The organism is uncultured Granulicatella sp. (assembly GCF_938030755.1).
Classification (GTDB): Bacteria; Bacillota; Bacilli; order Lactobacillales; family Aerococcaceae; genus Granulicatella.
In genome coordinates this window covers 1-14,771 of record NZ_CALHIF010000065.1, presented here as the reverse complement: position 1 = coordinate 14,771, position 14,771 = coordinate 1, and the positions used below count along the sequence as shown (strand labels likewise).

Genomic DNA, 14,771 nt, shown 5'->3' with positions numbered 1-14,771 from the left:
ATTCCATTTATTTTGGTTATTATTTCATTTTTTATTAAAGAATAAACATTTATGTGTAAAGGTTATTGTAAAATAAATTTGTAATAGCCTTTATTTTTTTACCAAATTTTAACTTTTATATTATAAAATAACAAAAAATAATAGATAAAAAAATTAAACTTTTCTGGAAGGAGATTTTATGAATTATAAAATTATTAAAAATGATGCTGACTATAATTTAGATGATTTAACAAAACTGTTAAATACTTCATATTGGGCAAAGGATAGAAAAAGGGAAACTGTAAAGAAAACAGTTGAAAATTCTTTGTGTTATTTTGCTTATGATACAGATAAAAATAAATTAATTGGTTTTGCAAGAGCAATAACAGACTATACTACAAATTATTATATATGTGATGTAATAGTAGATGAAGAATATAGAGGAGAAGGAATAGGAAAAAAATTAGTTGAAACATTGATAAATGATGAAGACTTATTACATGTAAGAGGTTTACTAATTACAAAAGACGCTAAGAAATTTTATGAGAAATTTGGTTTTATTACTCGATCAAATAATCACTTTGGAAGTGGAATGGTGATGTATGTTGAAAAATAAAATATATGTTATTGGAAGTATTAATATAGACGAAAAAATCAGTATTGATGCTATTCCTAAAGCAGGAGAAACTAAACATGGAAAGGATTATCATATAAGTTTCGGGGGGAAAGGCGCAAATCAAGCGATAGTTGCAGCTTCGTTAGGAGCTAATACTACCTTCTTAGGAAGAGTAGGTAAGGAAATTCAAGGTGAAGAAGCAATTTCGGAATTAAAAAAATACAGAGTTAATGTAGATAGTGTCATTCTGGACGACGAGCCAACAGGGAGAGCTATTATTATATACGAAAATAATGATAATAGAATTTTGTTGGTAGGAGGTGCTAATGAAAAGGTTTCGGTTCTTGATGTAGATAATTTTCTGGATGGAACTCAAGGAGATATTTTATTAATTCAGTTTGAACTTCCTTTAGATACATTGTGGCATGCGATTGAAGTGGCAAAAAAGAAAAATATGACAGTTGTCGTTAATCCTGCACCAGCTAAAGAGATACCTGATAAAATATTAAAAAAAATTGATTATTTAGTGTTGAACCAATCAGAATCAGAATTGCTAACTAGAATATATCCAGAAAGTCAGATGGAATGTAATGGCGTTGTTAGTAAGCTTCGTAAATACGGAGTAAAAAATATAATAATTACTTTAGGTAAAGAAGGTGCGTATTATGCAGTAGACAATTTGGAGGGCTTAATTCCAACAATTGATGTTGAAGTCGTAGATACAACGGGGGCTGGAGATACATTTATTGGTATGTTAGTATTTGGGCTTTGGAAAGGATATGAAATTAAAGACGTAATACAATATTCAGTTGTTGCCGGAGCTCTAGCTTGTACGAAAGAGAATGCGCATGATTATGTGCCTACTCTAAGAGAAATTGAGGAGGAACTATGAGATGGCAAGAAAAGTTATTATTGATACTGATCCAGGCATAGATGATGCAGTAGCCATTGCTATTGCAACAAACGCGATAGAATTAGATATAGAACTAATTACAACAGTAGCAGGGAATGTTGGAATAGAGCACGTTACAAATAATACTCTGAAATTATTAAAGTTTCTGGGGAAAAAAATACCTGTTGCTAAAGGTGCATGCGGACCTTTGTTAAGATCAGCTATGTCTGTTGAATCTGTACATGGAAAAACAGGGATGGAAGGATATGAATTTCCTGAAGCTGATAATAGTTTACTCAAAAGAGAAAGCGCTCTCGAAGCAATGCATAATGTAATTCAAAATAATGAAGAGACAACGCTCGTATGTATTGGTCCATTAACCAATATAGCTTTATTAATTCGTACCTATCCGAAAGATCTTGAAAAAATTAAAGAAATTGTAATTATGGGTGGGGCAATCGGTAGAGGAAATTCAGGTGTGTACTCAGAATATAATTTTCATTTTGATCCTGAAGCAGCAAAAATTGTCATAGAAGCTCCCGTAAAAAAAGTAATTTGTCCATTAGAGATTGGGAAAGAAGCATTGATTTTCCCAGAAATATCAGAGCAAATCAAACAGTTGAATGGTACAGGTGAAATGTTCTATGCCTTATTTAAAAGATATAGAGGAGGAAGTTTTTCTACAGGATTAAAAATGTATGATAGTACAGCGGTAGCGTATCTATTAGCTCCTGAAATCTATACTTTGTCGGATGAATATGTGGCAATTGAGACTAAAGGTGAATTAACTCAAGGAGCATCTATAGTTGATATAAATAAAAAGATGGGGAAAGAAGAGAATGCTGTAGTAGCTGTTTCTGTCGATGCAGATGCTTTTAGAAAGTGGTTTGTGGCTGCGGTTGAAAAATGTTAAATAATATAGAGGAGGAATTATCATGAATACGATTGTTACAATTATGTTAGGTATATTGTCAGTTGCCCTGATAACGTATTTATTATTAAAAAAAGCAGATATTAAAGTTGCGATGTTTGGAATAGGAATCTTACTTTTATATATCGCTTCCTTATCAGGAATAGCGGTTATAAAAGAACCTGTTAATGCTTTTATAGATCCTTTAACGTCTGTAGTATCTCAATTTAAAACAACACTTTCTGGTGCAGGGTTAGTCATTATTATTTTAGGTGGCTATACAGCTTATATGAATCAGATCGGTGCAAATGAAGTTACGGTAAACGTGTTAACTAAACCGTTGAAACACGTTAAGTCATCATACTTTTTAGTACCAATTGTATTTTTATTAGGAAATTTATTGTCATTGGTTATTCCAAGCGCTTCTAATTTAGCTATTATCTTATTAGCAACGCTATATCCAGTGTTAATAAAATCTAAAATGAGTCCGTTAACGGCCGCGGCAGTTATTGCCACTACCGCAACTGTAATGCCTACTCCTTTGGGTTCTGATAATGTGGCTATAGCACAAGAATTAGGTATGCCTGTTGCAGAATATGTATTTAATTATCATGCTATTGTATCCATTCCAACTTTGTTTGTAATGGCAATTGCCCACTATTTATGGCAAAAATACTGTGATAAATCAGTAGTTTTATCGGATGAAAAATATGATTTAGAAAGCTCAGAAGATGTAGAGAAAACAGAACTTTCAGGCATGTTTAAGTTCATTTATGCGTTATTACCATTATTACCAATTCTAATCATGCTATTAGTATTTATTTTAAATTCTAGTTTGGGAATTGATTTGAAACTATCTGTTGAAGTGGTAGCAATAATTTCATTTGTAATTGCAATTATTTGCGAGTTGTTTAGAAATAAACAGTTTAAAGTTACTTTTGATAAGGTTGATTTCTTCTTTAAAGGGATGGGGAATTCAATGTCTATCGTAATTTTACTGATAGCTGCATCTGTATTTGTTAGCGGATTGAAAGCAATAGGTATTATTACAATTCTTCAGAAAACTATGGAAAGTACAAGCGCATCTGGAGTATTGTTACCTTTAATTTTAGTTTTATTTACTGCAATCATCGTATTGTTAAGCGGTAGTGGAACAGCGTTGTTCTTTGCAATGGTTCCGCTTATGGTTCCTTTAGCTGCAGCGGCAAGTATTAGTCCATACGCAGTCACAGTTCCTATGGGATTAGCAGGGAATTTATTACGTGCTGTTTCGCCAGTGTCAGCTGTTGTTATGATTGTTGCTGGAAGTACAAAGAAAGAACCGCTTGAAATTGTGAAAAGAACGTCTGTACCTATGGTGGTAGGGGTGATTTTCATGTTAATTTTATCTTTCGTGCTTTTTAAATAAAGTAAAATGATTTAAATTAAATAAAACACACGAGAATTTATTTGTATAGTTCTCGTGTGTTTTTGTTAAGATTCTAGTATACAGATAACTTTATAAATTATATGATATACTTACAAAAAGAAAGAGAGGGATGCCCGTGAAGGTGGTGTTTGTTTGCCTGGGGAACATTTGTCGTTCGCCAATGGCAGAAGCTGTATTTAGAAAAATGGTTCATGAAGAAGGATTGGAAGATAAAATTACGATCGATTCTGCGGCAACAAGTACGTGGGAGCATGGGAATCCGGTGCATCACGGCACTCGTAAGAAACTCGAGGAGCACGGCATTTCCGCAAAGGGGCTTATGTCACGGACGTTGGATGAAACGGACCTGGACGCGGACTACATCTTGGGGATGGATGCGTCGAATGTGCGTAATATTCACTCTTTTGTAGATGGAAAAACGGATGCGACGGTGGCGCGCTTACTAGAAGTGGCTGGAGTCTCACGTGATATCGCCGATCCGTGGTATACCGGAGACTTTGATGCGACATACCGTGATGTGACTTTGGGGTGCAAGGCGCTCTTAGAGCAATTAAAAACAGAATTATAGTTTAGACTTTAGGAATAAACGACGAGAGAGGGGATGCATTTGAAAAAAATTAGCGACTTAGGCATCACAGGGAAAAAGCTTCTTTTGGAGGGGGCCGGATTTCTTGTTGTTGGGATGTTGCTTCTTTACTTTGGGCCAAGCTTTCCGGAATTGATGCTACGTCTATTTCTGCTGTTTTTAGCATTTCGTGAGTTGTGGAATCTGCTGTTCCGTTGGTTTAGTAAGGCGGCTGCCAAAGATCCACTTTGGATGAATGCGGGGAAATTAGTGCTCTATACCTACTTAGCGGGAAATCAATTTTTCATCTCCTTGCCTATCAGTATTGTCAGTATGTTGATGGGGTTGAATCAAGTGATGAACGCCGGCATTAGCGGAGTGACGTACTATATTTACCGTAAAGACGGGATTCATCCGCGTCTTCGTTTGCTTTGGGATACGATTTGGCTGTCTGTTGTCGGGATAGCTACGTTAATCGCTCTTGGAGGCACCGGAAAATTGCAAATGTTCTTCCTCTCCCTTTATTTGATTGGGCGCGGAATTAGCAATCTTCGGGATGGATGGTTCTTTGAGGCAGAAGTCGGGAAGAAAGTGTTGCGCCGGCATTTTCGTCAAGGACTACCTCTTGTGTTAGCCGCGATTATTCCGCGAGTAACCTTACAGAAAATTAATGATGCCCTTGAACTAAATGAAGGTGAAACAGCTTCAGAAATTTACGACCGTGCCAAAGAAAATTCCGAGCCAAACTTAGAAATGTTTATTCACGTCACCAAAGACGGCTTTGGGGCGATGGGGCATGTCGATATTTGTTATAAGGGTCGTATTATTTCCTACGGGAACTACGATACGAATTCAGAGCGCCTCTTTGGAACGATGGGGGACGGGGTACTTTTTAGTGCCGACCGTGAAAAATACATTGAATTTTGCAAGCGCGAAAACCATAAGACCTTACTTGGCTACGGATTGGCCTTGTCAGACGAACAACTCGCGGCCATCGATCAAGAAATCGCTAAACTGATGTCACTGACAGTACCATGGGATCCACCACAAAACGTGAAACCAGCGCATCCAGGAATTGATAAAGTCGAACCAATGTATGCGTACAAGTTAAAACAAGAAGCGGACGCGGAATTGTATAAGTTCGTCTCTTCTAAATTTAAGACGTATTTTGTGATGAGTACCAATTGCGTACTGCTAGCAGATACGATAGTTGGAAAAGCAGGAACAGATATTTTAAGCGCCCGAGGGTTTATTTCTCCAGGGACGTATCAAGATTATTTAGATAAGGAGTTTGAGAGACCGCACAGTCTAGTCGTGACGAAGCGTGTCTATCAGTAAGAGTATGGAACTTCAGGAAAAAGAATTTTTTATGAGGGAAGCGTTGAAGGAAGCCCAGAAAGCCTATGACCAAGAAGAGGTGCCAATCGGAGCGGTTGTCGTCTTGAATGGTGAAATCATCGGTCGTGGCCATAACTTACGCGAAAAGGAACAAGACGCCACCCTTCACGCTGAAATCAAAGCGATTCGCCAAGCCAACCAATATTTAGGAAGCTGGCGACTCGAGGACTGTGAACTCTTCGTCACATTGGAACCTTGTCCGATGTGTAGCGGAGCGATGATTCTCGCACGGATGAAGAAAGTGATATTTGGAGCCTTTGACCCAAAAGCAGGGACAGCCGGAACCTTTATGAACTTACTTCAAGATAGCCGGTTTAATCATCAAGTTGAAGTAGATCAAGGGGTACTGGAAGAGGAATGCCAAGAAATCCTACGTTCTTTCTTCAAAGGCCTTCGTGAACGCAATAAACAAAGAAAACAAGAAGCAAAACAAGCACAGCTATCCGAGTAGGGGCTGTGCTTTTTGATTGAATGGAGTATAATAAAGGCGATTCCACCAAGAGAGGAGCATTTGTTTGAAGACGTATATCGAGCGATTAGGGAAGGCCTTTGCGCCCTTTCAGAGCGGGTTCAAAGAGGAAGAAAGAAGAGCCTTACAAGATTATCAAATATACAAGTCAGAAGGAATAGAGCGATTGGCACATTTCGCCTATCAGTCTGAGGTGTATCAAGTTCGAATGTACGGAGTCTTCCTGTTTGGCTATTTATCACAGAAAGAGGAAGTTCTCACCTTTATGAGAGAGGAAGTCTCCAAGGACGATAACTGGAGAGTGCAAGAAGCCCTAGCGAAGGCGTTCGACGAGTATGGTAAAAAGGTCGGCTACGAAAAAGCACTTCCCGTCATCGATGAGTGGCTAGCTCATCCGCGTGCCAATACCAGACGAGCGGTCACAGAAGGCTTACGAATCTGGACGAGCCGGCCGTATTTTAAAGAACATCCCCATGAAGCTATCCGAAGAATTGCCGCCCTCAAAGAAGACGAAAGCGAGTATGTCCGAAAATCGGTTGGTAATGCCCTTCGAGATATTAGCAAGAAGTACCCGGATTTAATACAGGCTGAATTAGAAACATGGACTCTCGATTCAAAAGCCATTCAGCAAGTGTATCAATTGGCGAGCAAATTTTTATCAAAAGAGCATGACTTTAGTAATTGCAATCCATGACAAAAGTGCCTATTGCACGGATCCTTAAAATGCTTTAATAAAGATAACGAAAAGCAACTAAGGAGAGTTCAACATGGAAAAACCAAAACAAAAAGAAAATTCTCAATTAGCCAAACAATTATTTACGCTAGCCATAGTGGTCAATGTACTTGCCTTAATCCTTCGAATAGGATTGAAATTATATACAGGCGAATCATGGCTAAGTGTATTCGATGGGAATTTGTTATGGACGTTACTCCCATTGATGTTATTTTTCGATGAAAGAGAAGAAACAAAAAAACCAACCATCAGTAAGCGCAAGCGAACATCTTAGATAGTTTTTCCTTCGGGAGAGACTATCTTTTTTAGTGTCTCTTTTGCCATCCCTCGGCACGGTTTTATTTGAGAAAACAAAGCAATTTCGCTTAAAAAAAATGAAAATAGAGGAGCAAAAAATCCATCGTTAGAGCTAGGGAGCAGACATGCAATCTCTTCACGTTGATTTCGCAGAAGCTTGCGGATTTTATAATCGCAGTAACGGGGAAGTACATCGAATGTGAATTACGAGAAGTAAGGACTTGTCCTGTACTTCTCGTTTGAAGCTTCGAAGGTGTAAGACCACGGCTTACACCGGTGCCACCGTAACAGCGATTATAAAATAATCCGCAAGCATTCGAAGAAATCAACCCCCTGAAGGGTGTGCTTTTAAGAAGAGAAAACGATGTATGGAATACTCCCAGCATTTAACCGCAAAAACCGATGGGATAGTTTCATTTGCTCACTCTTATTTAGTAGTTTCCAATAATTTCTTTTTCAAGCGTTATCTGCTTGCTTTTCAAAAAGAAGTTTTGTATAATAATACGTGCCGTTAGGCCATATGGCAATAGCGAACTTATGAATCGAGTCAGGTCCGGAAGGAAGCAGCTATAAGTAATGTTCGCTATGTGCTGTATGTACATAGAAGAAGATTCAGGCTGGACCAGAGGTTCAGCCTGTTTTTATGAGAAAGAATATCCAGTGGAGGGAGAGTGAGTCGCATGAAGAACCAAAATTTCCAAGAAGAAGCTAAGCATCTAGAAGGTGTGAAAAAGCTAATGGAAGACAGAATTGCATTCGAAGAAAAACGTCTGCAAGAACGCGACCTGGATATCACTAGACAAGATACAATTCAGTATGGAATCCAACAATTAGAAAGACAAAAAGAATCTCCATACTTTGGAAGAATTGACGTTCAATTTGGAAAAGACGAAAAAGTAGAAAAAATGTATATCGGACCAGCGACCTTCTTTGATGAAGAAGATCAAGTACAGGTGTATGACTGGAGAGCACCTATTGCGAGTTTGTTTTATGAAGGAACCTTAGGAGAGCTTCATTACGAGACTCCAAATGGGGCGCAAAAAGCACAAGCCTTTCTAAAACGAGATATCGTCATCAAAAAAGGAACCTTACAGTCTGTTTATGATATTGAAAATGAAGAATCGCTCTTAATGGAAGCCTTAAGTGCACCAACGAATAAGGATGGGCATTTAGAAGGCATCACCGCAACGATTCAAAAAGAACAAAATGAAATTATCCGTCTGAACCCGAAAGACTGGCTCATCGTGAATGGATGCGCCGGAAGTGGGAAAACGACAATCTTACTCCAACGCATTGCGTATTTGATGTATCAAGCCAAAGACAAGCGGATGAGCGATATGCTGCTCTTATCACGCAACCAGCTTTTTGCAAAATACGTATCGCATGTAATCCCAAGTTTAACGGGAAGCGAGTTATACCAACAGACGCTAGCGCAACATACGATTGAGTTATACCGCAAGATGTACTTGCATAAAACGACGACGTTAAGCCAAGTGCCAACCCGTAAAGTGTACTTAACGGATAGTGAGTGGATTGCACTTGTTCATCGCAATCTCCAAGGGCTAACGGCGAAAGACTTACCGTATCGAGCAATTGGGATTAAAGGACAAGCGGTCTTCACGATGAAGGACTATGAAAAACTCACTGAAAATGTGAATGTGAGCTTACCATTGCATCAACAATTAACGCAAATGCAAACCGTTTTAGAGCGTACTTTAAAACGCCGCCTCAATAAATTCTTTATGTCCGAGAAGGCCAAAGCCGTCTACGAGTCTATGAATGCGATGCAAATCGAAGTCTTGATGAAGGATGTTGAGACGAAGAGTGAGGCAGAGTATTTCCAAGTACTTGGACAAAAGGTCTTCGAAAAAGAAGTGCTCGAAGTGACGCAACAGGTCGAAATGTTCGCCTTTGTGGACATCGCCTATTTGGTTCAACAATGGATGCCACAAGCAAAAGTGCGCCGTCAAGAGCTAGAGAAGATCGACAATGCGCCAATTCCGTTGAAGAAAATAGAAGGGTCTCGCATCCAAGTGACAGCAGAAGGGATTCGCCTGTTGCAATATGTGGCGACAAGAGTCACTCCGGTTCGCGATTATGTGGGGTATAGCCACCTGTTTATCGACGAAGTGCAAGACGTGTCCTTGTTATGGCTAGGCACTTTATCGAATTTTTATTTCCGAGCGAAATTCACGGTCGTTGGGGACACTTACCAGTCGTTTACGACGTCTTCTTCGATTTTCACATTGGAAGCCAGACATCCAGAACTCGTCCAACTGGTCTTTCCAAACCGGACCTTGATGAATCGCTCGCTTGAAATCAGCTATCGTTGTACCGCACAAATTACACGATTTGCCAATGGAATCTTAAAATGGCCACTCGATAAAAATGTATTCCCACGTACGGGAAGCGAAGTAACGCTGTATAGCGATGCAGATGGCATGCAGCTTAAGCGTTTGAAAGGCCTATTGGAAGAAAGTCCCAAAGTGTATCACACAACGGCGATTTTATGTCGGACGATGGAAGAAGCTAAAGCCTTACATCAACTGCTAAGCGTGGAAGACATTGCGCTTCTAGAAGATAGCAGTGAGTCTCTGGGCAGTCGCTTTGTATTAACGACGATTCAAGTGGCGAAAGGGATGGAGTTTGACGAAGTGATCATTTGGAATGCAACCGATGAAGCGTATCATACCGCGAAAGAACAAATGATGCTGTATACGACTTGTACAAGGGCAAAACACCGTCTATCCCTCATTGTTCCAAAAGGGACAGAAAGTCGCTTTATTCAAACGTCAAAGGCGCCGATGAAACGCGTCGAACAGTAGAATTTTTGAAGAATCTATACTAGAATAGAACTGTAAATTTTTAAAAAGGCAGGGAAGTAATATGGCTTATCAAGCATTATATCGAAAATGGCGTCCACAAACGTTCGATGATATGGTCGGACAGAGTGCGGTGACGCATACGTTAAAAAACGCGATTAGTAATCAAAAAACGAGTCATGCTTACTTATTTACGGGGCCTCGTGGGACAGGAAAAACGAGTGCCGCGAAGGTCTTTGCAAAGGCCATTAACTGTCCAAACCAAAGAAACGGCGAACCTTGTAACGAATGTGAAATCTGTAAAGGCATCACGAACGGAACGATTGGCGATGTGATTGAAATCGATGCGGCCAGCAATAATGGGGTTGAAGAAATCCGTGATATTCGTGACAAGGCGCGTTATGCACCAACGCAAGCAGAATACAAAATTTATATTATCGACGAAGTGCATATGCTCTCAACAGGAGCGTTCAATGCACTCTTAAAAACTTTAGAAGAACCGCCTCAAAAGGTCATCTTCATTCTCGCAACGACAGAACCGCATAAAATTCCAGCGACGATTATTTCTCGTACGCAACGCTTTGACTTTAGACGGATTACGTCACAAGAAATTATCGACCGCTTGGCGTATATTCTAGACCAAGAAGGTATAGAGTACGAAGCGGATGCCTTAAGCGTAGTGGCTAGATGTGCCAACGGGGGAATGCGGGACGCCCTTAGTCTACTCGATCAAATGATTTCATTTGGCGACGGGAAAGTCACGTTTGAAGAAGCGATTCAAGTGTCGGGAAGCCTGACCGATGACTTGATGATTGATTTTGTAGCGGACTTACAAGCGCAAAAAGCAGAAGAAGCCTTGGAAAGCTTACAACAACTCTTTAAAATGGGGAAAGAAGCAAGCCGTTTGGTGGAAGAATGGCTGGAATTTGCTAGAGACCTCCTTGTAGCCAAACAAAGTGGCGAGGCAGTCGGTCGTAGCGAACGCTTCTTGCAATTTAAAGACGAAGTGGATGCAAGTTTCTTATACCGCTTTGTGGAAGCTTTAAATCAAACGCAACAAGAAATGCGCTTTACCACAAAACCAACGATTTCACTCGAAGTCTTAACAATTAAAATGGCACAAAAGCAAACAAGTGCTGCGCCTAGAGCAATAGAAGCGCCAAGTAGCGAGGAAGTGGAGCAATTGCAACAACAACTCGCACAGCTAAGGCAACAAATGGCTACGTTGATGCAAGGAGGAAGTGTTCCTTCTTCGCAACCAGCTCCGCCAAAACCAGCTACAAAAGCACCAAAAGCAAGCTTCAAGCCGAATGTGTCGGCCGTGAACAAAATTTTGATGGAAGCTACCAAAGAAGACATCGAAAAGGTGCGTGACTTATGGGGCGACTTGCTGAGTTGCTTAACCCCGCAACAACGAGCGCTCATCAATCAAGCACAACCAGTTGCTGCAGGTCCAAATGGCTTTGTGATGCAATTTATGTATGAACATATTTGCGGACTGGCTGAGACGACTGTAGGATTCCATGAAGAAGTTCAAGGACATCTCGAACGCCTCGGAGGCTACAGCGGAACCTTTGTCGGAGTCACGAGCGAACAATGGCAACAAATTCGTTCCGATTTCGTTTTGGAACGCAAGAAGAATAAAGAAGGCGAAGCGGTCTCTCATGTGACCGAGGCACCCGTTGTGGAAGAGTCGATTTCTGAGGAAGAACAAGAATTTAAACAAAAAGTACAAGATACGATTGAGCTTTTCGGAGAAGAGTTCGTTCAAATTGAAGAATAGAAATAATACGAATTAACGGAGGTACAACCATGCGTGGAATGGGAAATATGCAAGGCATGATGAAACAAATGCAAAAATTGCAAAAACAAATGGCACAAGCTCAAGAAGAGTTAAACCAAACAGAATACACTGGAACTTCTCAAAGTGATTTGGTCAAAGTAACGGTAAACGGAAAACGCCAAGTCTTAAACGTGGAAATTAAACCAGAAGCAGTAGATCCAGATGATGTAGAATTATTACAAGACTTAGTGTTAATGGCAACGAATGATGCGTTAACGCAAGCAGAAAAAGCCAACGACCAAACAATGGGTCAATTCACTAAAGGATTAAATATCCCAGGATTTTAATCGATGGAGGTTGGAGCATGCATTATCCAGAACCGATTGCACGATTGATGGATAGCTTTATGAAGCTTCCGGGGATTGGTGCGAAGACGGCTGCACGACTTGCCTTCTTCTGCATGGATATGCGTGAAGAAGACATCTTAACTTTTGCGAATTCGCTCATCAGCTGCAAGCGTGACTTACGCATGTGTTCGGTTTGTGGCAATGTGACGCAAGAGGATCCGTGCGAGATTTGTGCGGATACAACGCGCGACCATACGAAGATTCTCGTGGTGGAAGATGCCAGGGATGTGATGAGTATGGAGCGGATGAAGGAATACAAGGGGCTCTATCATGTGCTTCACGGGGTGTTGTCTCCGATGGAAGGGACGGGGCCGGATGATATTAATATTACGTCCTTGATTACGAGGTTGCAGAATCCGGAAGTCAACGAGGTTATCATTGCGACCAACGCGACAGCGGAAGGTGAAGCGACTGCCATGTACTTGTCCCGTCTCATCAAGCCAGCGGGCATTAAAGTAACGCGTCTGGCTCATGGGCTAGCGGTCGGCAGCGACATCGAATACGCTGACGAAATGACTCTCCTGCGTGCCATCGAAGGACGAAGAGAACTATAATAAAATCTATTGATTCAATGAAAATGAAGGTTAAGACGTTGTCTTACCCCCGCAAAGCTGATTAGTATTAAGCAAATCACAAGTGATGAAGCTTAATTCAATCAGCTACTGCGTCTAACTGTATAAAGTATTTTCCATAAGGAGCATCTCATAACTCCCTCTAATTCACATCGGTTGCTTTCTCTTTACTATTCTCACTATAGAGTCCCCGAGGGCTTTTTTAAGCCAACGATACGGCTTTGAATCAATAGATTTTATTTTATTTTTCCTTGATGAGGCGGGAGAGTGCGTTTCGATGGGGTGCGGAGCTAAGATAAGTCAGGCGGGTTACTTCTTTGAGTTTGTGAAGAGGACAGGAATGGCAGAGCTTGCCTTCCGGTCTTGGGAAGGGAGAAACGCGAATGTCTTAAATTGCCCTCTAATTCACATCGGTTACTGTTCGCTATTGTTGTTACTATTAATAAGAGAGATAAGTGCACTATCATGATTTGGAAAAACATTTCATAATATGTCAATAGATGTCAAGTTATTATGGTACAATAAATATAGGAGATGTTAAGACGATGAAAGATAATAGGCTATTTAGGATACTTTATTATATTTTAGAAAAGGGAAAAGTTACGGCAAATGAACTTGCAGATAAATTTGAGGTATCAGTCAGGACGATCTATAGAGATATTGACTCTATCAGCAGTGCAGGTATTCCCATATATGCCACACAAGGAAAGGGCGGTGGAATAGAAATTGCTGAAGAGTTTGTGCTTAGTAAATCACTACTGTCTGAAAACGAGAAACAACAGATTATGTCAGCTCTTCAGGGATTGGAGAATACAACAATAAAACATGAGAATGAGCTTCTAACAAAACTATCCGCACTCTTTAAAATAAAAAATACCAGTTGGATAGAAGTTGATTTTAATAATTGGCAAAACAATAAGATGTATGAAAAAACATTTAATGATATTAAGTCCGCAATTTTAAGTAAGAACATTGTTTCATTCACATATTTTAGCAGTAATGAAAAAGAAACAAGCAGAAGAGTTAAACCTGTTAGACTACTTTTCAAGAGTCAAGATTGGTATCTATATGCCTTGTGTTTACTTAGAAATGACTTTAGATATTTCAAATTGTCCCGGATAAAGAATTTGGAAATCCAAGCGGAAAAGTTTGATGACAACTTTGAAGATGTAGTTCTCAAAAAAGAAATGCCAAATGATAATAAAGTGCGTATAAAGGTTAAATTTGATCGTAAAGTTGCTTTCAGGGTATATGATGAACTAAACGGAGAAATTACAGAAGATAATGACGGAAATTTATATACTGAAATAGAAATCCCAAATGACTATAACCTATATAACTACGTTTTTTCCTTTGGAGACTTGGTAGAAGTTTTGGAGCCAGAAGAAATACGAATAAAAATAAAAAAAATGATAAAAATAAAAGTTTTAGAAAATAATGAAACTGAATTTTTGGAGAAAATAAGATTTTATGTGGCGGCAGTTTTATATACGGATATTGTAAAAATACTGATTTTGCTTATAATAAGCACGATAATTTTAATATAAATTTGAAAGGAAAATAAAAATAGATGAAAAGAAAAATAGAATGTGTGGAAGAGTTTCACAGAATTTATAAACTTGGAAATTCTAAAAAGCCGATTGGAAAATTAAAGGATGGATTGGAAAAATTGAGATTTGACTTGATGGCTGAAGAAAATGGAGAATATTTGGAAGCGGCTAAAAAAGGGAATGTTGTAGAAGTGGCAGACGCACTTGGAGATATGCTCTATATTCTTTGTGGAACAATTATTGAGCATGGAATGCAAAATGTGATTGATGATGTTTTTGAAGAAATCCACAGAAGCAACCTTAGCAAATTGGATGAAAATGGAGATCCGATTTATCGGGAAGATGGGAA

At 39.5% G+C, this 14,771-nt stretch carries 14 protein-coding genes, 1 other RNA gene and 1 pseudogene; all 16 read left to right on the top strand.

The genetic code is table 11. The annotated features are described in order from the left end of the window. Window positions 1-178 precede the first annotated feature (178 nt). Window positions 179-595, top strand: a complete 417-nt coding sequence (locus tag Q0594_RS06885) for a GNAT family N-acetyltransferase (RefSeq protein ID WP_298730750.1) — start codon at window positions 179-181, stop codon at window positions 593-595. Further along, the gene (locus tag Q0594_RS06880; protein ID WP_298730748.1) at window positions 582-1,487 is read left to right on the top strand and encodes a ribokinase; all 906 of its coding nucleotides are present in this window, start codon (window positions 582-584) and stop codon (window positions 1,485-1,487) included. The genes Q0594_RS06885 and Q0594_RS06880 overlap by 14 nt, the downstream gene beginning before the upstream one ends. A gap of 1 nt (window position 1,488) precedes the next feature. Next, window positions 1,489-2,400: a ribonucleoside hydrolase RihC gene (gene rihC, locus Q0594_RS06875; protein ID WP_298730746.1), complete on the top strand. Its 912-nt coding sequence runs from the start codon at window positions 1,489-1,491 to the stop codon at window positions 2,398-2,400. Window positions 2,401-2,422: 22 nt separating this feature from the next. Then, window positions 2,423-3,805 (top strand): C4-dicarboxylate transporter DcuC, encoded by a 1,383-nt coding sequence (gene dcuC, locus Q0594_RS06870; protein WP_298730745.1) that lies wholly within the window; start codon window positions 2,423-2,425, stop codon window positions 3,803-3,805. Window positions 3,806-3,935: 130 nt separating this feature from the next. Next, window positions 3,936-4,394 (top strand): low molecular weight protein-tyrosine-phosphatase, encoded by a 459-nt coding sequence (locus tag Q0594_RS06865; protein ID WP_298730744.1) that lies wholly within the window; start codon window positions 3,936-3,938, stop codon window positions 4,392-4,394. An 84-nt stretch (window positions 4,395-4,478) separates the two neighbouring features. Continuing rightward, the gene (locus Q0594_RS06860) at window positions 4,479-5,729 is read left to right on the top strand and encodes a hypothetical protein (protein WP_298730743.1); all 1,251 of its coding nucleotides are present in this window, start codon (window positions 4,479-4,481) and stop codon (window positions 5,727-5,729) included. A 4-nt stretch (window positions 5,730-5,733) separates the two neighbouring features. Beyond that, a complete protein-coding gene (gene tadA / locus Q0594_RS06855; protein ID WP_298730742.1) occupies window positions 5,734-6,240 on the top strand; it encodes a tRNA adenosine(34) deaminase TadA in 507 nt (168 codons plus the stop codon). A gap of 64 nt (window positions 6,241-6,304) precedes the next feature. Further along, window positions 6,305-6,952 carry a DNA alkylation repair protein gene (locus Q0594_RS06850; RefSeq protein ID WP_298730741.1) on the top strand — a complete coding sequence of 216 codons (648 nt, stop codon included), beginning with the start codon at window positions 6,305-6,307 and terminating at the stop codon, window positions 6,950-6,952. Window positions 6,953-7,025: 73 nt separating this feature from the next. Beyond that, the gene (locus Q0594_RS06845; protein ID WP_298730740.1) at window positions 7,026-7,265 is read left to right on the top strand and encodes a hypothetical protein; all 240 of its coding nucleotides are present in this window, start codon (window positions 7,026-7,028) and stop codon (window positions 7,263-7,265) included. 532 nt (window positions 7,266-7,797) lie between these two features. Beyond that, an RNA gene (ffs, locus tag Q0594_RS06840) (signal recognition particle sRNA small type) lies at window positions 7,798-7,897 on the top strand. A 71-nt stretch (window positions 7,898-7,968) separates the two neighbouring features. After that, window positions 7,969-10,113: a UvrD-helicase domain-containing protein gene (locus Q0594_RS06835; RefSeq protein WP_298730739.1), complete on the top strand. Its 2,145-nt coding sequence runs from the start codon at window positions 7,969-7,971 to the stop codon at window positions 10,111-10,113. 61 nt (window positions 10,114-10,174) lie between these two features. After that, the gene (dnaX, locus tag Q0594_RS06830) at window positions 10,175-11,893 is read left to right on the top strand and encodes a DNA polymerase III subunit gamma/tau (RefSeq protein WP_298730738.1); all 1,719 of its coding nucleotides are present in this window, start codon (window positions 10,175-10,177) and stop codon (window positions 11,891-11,893) included. A 29-nt stretch (window positions 11,894-11,922) separates the two neighbouring features. Beyond that, complete coding sequence (locus Q0594_RS06825; protein WP_048713938.1) at window positions 11,923-12,240, top strand: YbaB/EbfC family nucleoid-associated protein; 318 nt, start codon at window positions 11,923-11,925, stop codon at window positions 12,238-12,240. A 17-nt stretch (window positions 12,241-12,257) separates the two neighbouring features. Further along, entirely contained in the window at window positions 12,258-12,854 is a 597-nt protein-coding gene (gene recR / locus Q0594_RS06820) for a recombination mediator RecR (RefSeq protein WP_298730737.1), read from the top strand. 563 nt (window positions 12,855-13,417) lie between these two features. Continuing rightward, window positions 13,418-14,287: pseudogene (locus Q0594_RS06815) on the top strand (YafY family protein); the annotation flags it as partial. Between the two features lie 155 nt (window positions 14,288-14,442). Beyond that, window positions 14,443-14,771: nucleoside triphosphate pyrophosphohydrolase family protein (locus Q0594_RS06810; RefSeq protein ID WP_298730736.1), on the top strand; the 329-nt coding region annotated here is incomplete at its 3' end.